We start from the raw sequence: 3213 nt of genomic DNA, 5'->3' as shown, positions 1-3213 counted from the left end.
CCCTTCGCCCTTCTCGAGGTGCCGCAGCGCCACCACTACACCGTGGTGTTCTCCTCCGAGCCCGACGGCGGGGGCATGGTTGACCAAGAGCACATCAACCGGTGGGTGGACCGCTGGTCGCACTGGCTGGGGATGCTCACCGACGAGCCGGGGTTGACCGCGGCCTCGGTGACGATCGAGACCGCACCGGACTCCGGATACCGGCTGGCCCGCAAAATCGAGGCGCGCATGGCTGATAACGCACCGCAGTTCGCCCGGGACGTGATCAACGAGTCCGTGCAGATGCTGCCCACCGGGGCCACGGTGACCCGGGCCTACATCGCGGTGACGTTCAAAGCCGCAGTGCGGGCCGGCGGGCGGATCCGCAACGCCGGCGAGGTCGCGGACGATCTGGCCGCGCGCCTGCCCAACCTCACCTTGTCCCTGAACGACACCGGGGCCGGAGTGGCCGAGCCATTGACGGCGCAGCAGTTGTGTGAGGTGATCCGGGTGGCCTATGACCCGGCCGAGGCGGTCCTGTTCGACCGCGCCCATTCTCAGGGCAAGGCTCCGGAACTGGACTGGAGTGAGGTGGGCCCGCAGGCCGCCGACACCTTCTGGGACTCCTACCACCACAACGGTTCCTGGTCGAAGTCCTGGGCGATGTCGGTGCCCCCGCGCTCGACCATCCAGGCCAACGTGCTCCAGGCCCTGATCGCCCCGAACCCCGAGCTGGTGCGCAAGCGCGTCACGCTGCTCTACCGGCCCATCGACCCGGCGAGGGCCGCGCAGATGGTGGAGAACGACATCAACACCGCTACCTTCAACGCCTCTTCCCGCAACCGCGCCACCGCCCGGGACACGAGAGAGACCCGTGCGGCGCAGGCCACCGCGGCTGAAGAGGCTGACGGGGCGGGGCTGTTGAACTTCGGGCTCGTCGTCACCGCCACCGTCCGCACACGGGCCGAGCTGGACGAGGCCGAAGCCATCATCGAGAACCTCGGCACCTCCGCCCGGATCCGCCTGGAGGAGGCCTACGGCGCCCAGGACTCCACCTTCGCCGCCGGCCTACCCCTCGGTGTGGTCATCCCGGACCATTTGGCCCTGCCCTCGACCGTGAGGAACGCCCTGTGATGAAGCAGAAGCAGCGAGACCAGATCATCCTCCCGGCCAGCCGGGGCAACGCCACCACCACCGTCCTGGACCGCGCCTTCGCCCGGGTGAAGCTCGGGAAGGTCTTCGCCCGCCCCCCGCGTACCGGCAGCACCTCGGTCACTGCCAAGGCGCTGGGTCGTCCGGGCCCGCGGGGACACAAGGGCCGGGGGCTGGGCGAGGCGCAGCTGCTGCACCCGATCCGGGAGATGCGCGGCACTAACTACCAGGTCTGCGGACTCTTCCCCTTCCCCATGGGCGGCGGCTCTCCTCTGGAAGGCGTGCCGCTGGGGCGGAACCTGCTCTCGGGGGAACCGGTGTGCTGTGACCCGATCTCCTGGTTCCTGAAGCTGCGGGTGATCTCCAACCCCTCGGCCTTCGTGATGGCCAACCCGGGTCTGGGCAAGTCCTCCATGCTGCGCCGGATGGCGATCGGGTTGGCCGCCTTCGGGGTGTGGCCGCTGATCCTCGGTGACATCAAGGGCGAGCACGTGGCCATGATCGAGCACCTCGGCGGCGCCGTCCTGCCCCTGGGCCGCGGAGTCGGACACATCAACCCCCTGGACGACTGCGGGGCCGTGGCGGCCGCCAAGCTGCTGTCCCCGGCCAGGGCGGAGGAGCTGCTGGATGAGCTGCATTCGAGGCGCCGGTCGCTGATCGCCTCGTTGATCGCGATCCTGCGCAAGAAGCCGCTGGATGAGCGGGAGGAGTCGATCCTGGACCGGTGCCTCACCGTCCTCGAGACCCGCCACGCGGAGTCCGGCACGGTGCCGGTGATGGCGGACCTGCGCCAGGTCCTGAAGGACAAGCCGGTCGAGGTGCGCGAGGTCGCCCTGGACCGCGGCGACGACGCCCGGTACGAGGCCATCACCGAGGGGTTGGAGTCCTCGCTGAACTCCCTGTGCGGCTCCGGGGCCTTCGGGCAGATGTTCGCCCACCCCTCCACCAACCGGATTGATGCCTCCCGGCCGATGGTCTTCGACCTGTCGCGGATCTCCCAGACCGAGTCGGACCTGCGGGCGGCGACCTTGATGGCGTGCTGGTCGGCCGGCTTCGGCACCGTGACCACTTCCAACATGCTCGCTGATGACGGGGTGATCGAGCGTCAGCGGTTCCTGGTGATCCTCGACGAGCTGTGGAACACCCTGGCGGCCGGGCCCGGCATCGTGGACCAGGTCAACGCGCTGACCCGGCTGAACCGGGAGTGGGGGGTAGGGCAGATCATGGCCTCCCACACCCCCTCCGATCTGATGGCAGTCCGCGGGGAAGAGGACCGGGCGAAGGCCAAGGGCATCATGGACCGCTGCGGCATCAAGATCCTCGGCGGGCTCGCCAAGTCCGAGATGCCGCTGCTCACCGAGTCCGTGCCGCTGTCCATGCGTGAGCAGGAGCAGCTCGCTGCCTGGCAGGACCCACCCGCCTGGAACCGCCGGGGTGATGAGGCCCTGGAGTACACCAACGACGACGTCTACGCCCCCACCGACCAGGCATTCACCGACGACGAGCTCACTCAGTGGCTGGCCGACGAGGAGAACGCCGCCTGGTACTTCGACGACCGCACCACCACCCCGCCCCCGGGCCAGGGAAAGTTCTTCATCAAGGTCGGCTCCCGGGCCGGCATCCCGTTCGCCATGGAGTTCACCCCCACCGAGCGCCGGTCCCAGGTCCACGACACCGAGAAGAAGTGGCACGAGGCCAAGTCCCGCGCCGCCCAGGAAAGAGGCGCCCGGTGAGCTCCCTGGACCGCAAGTACCAGACCGGCGGCGGGGAGGTCGCCCTGCTGCTGACCCTGCTCCTCATTCTGGTCGGCGTCCCGGCCATCCTCTACGTCCTCGCCAGCCTGGGACATGCCCTGACCCCGCGCACGGATCCCTTGCCCACCGGGTACTGGGAACGGTCCCTAGGCATTTTCACCGGGGATCTCCCGTGGCGCACCACCGAAATCGTCCTGGCCGCCACCATCGGGATGCTGCTAATGGGATTGTTCGCGCTGTGGGGGTGGAAGCGTCACCAAAAGGCCCAGAAGGTGGTCAAACACGACCGCGCCGCACCGCGCATGGCCTCAGTCCGCGACGTCGCCCC

2 protein-coding genes and 1 pseudogene are annotated in these 3213 nt (G+C 69.0%); all 3 read left to right on the top strand.

Going from position 1 to position 3213, the window contains the following annotated elements; translation table 11 throughout:
• A partial coding sequence (locus BJF77_RS00810; RefSeq protein ID WP_255396067.1) for an SCO6880 family protein occupies nucleotides 1-1113 on the top strand: 1113 nt, incomplete at its 5' end.
• On the top strand, nucleotides 1113-2864 hold the full coding sequence (locus BJF77_RS00805; RefSeq protein WP_075871011.1) for an ATP/GTP-binding protein: 1752 nt from the start codon (nucleotides 1113-1115) through the stop codon (nucleotides 2862-2864). The genes BJF77_RS00810 and BJF77_RS00805, both read left to right, overlap by 1 nt.
• Nucleotides 2861-3213: pseudogene (locus BJF77_RS00800) on the top strand (conjugal transfer protein); the annotation flags it as partial. The gene BJF77_RS00805 and the pseudogene BJF77_RS00800, both read left to right, overlap by 4 nt.

The organism is Kocuria sp. CNJ-770, assembly GCF_001942375.1.
Taxonomy (GTDB): domain Bacteria; phylum Actinomycetota; class Actinomycetes; order Actinomycetales; family Micrococcaceae; genus Kocuria; species Kocuria oceani.
The sequence above is the reverse complement of the archived record's forward strand: the minus strand, read 5'-3'. Positions and strand labels throughout refer to the sequence as shown.

What these genes read in the sequence shown, in the direction of transcription:
- BJF77_RS00805 (WP_075871011.1), top strand. Translation starts at nt 1,113, where the DNA reads ATGAAGCAGAAGCAGCGAGACCAGATCATCCTCCCGGCCAGCCGGGGC.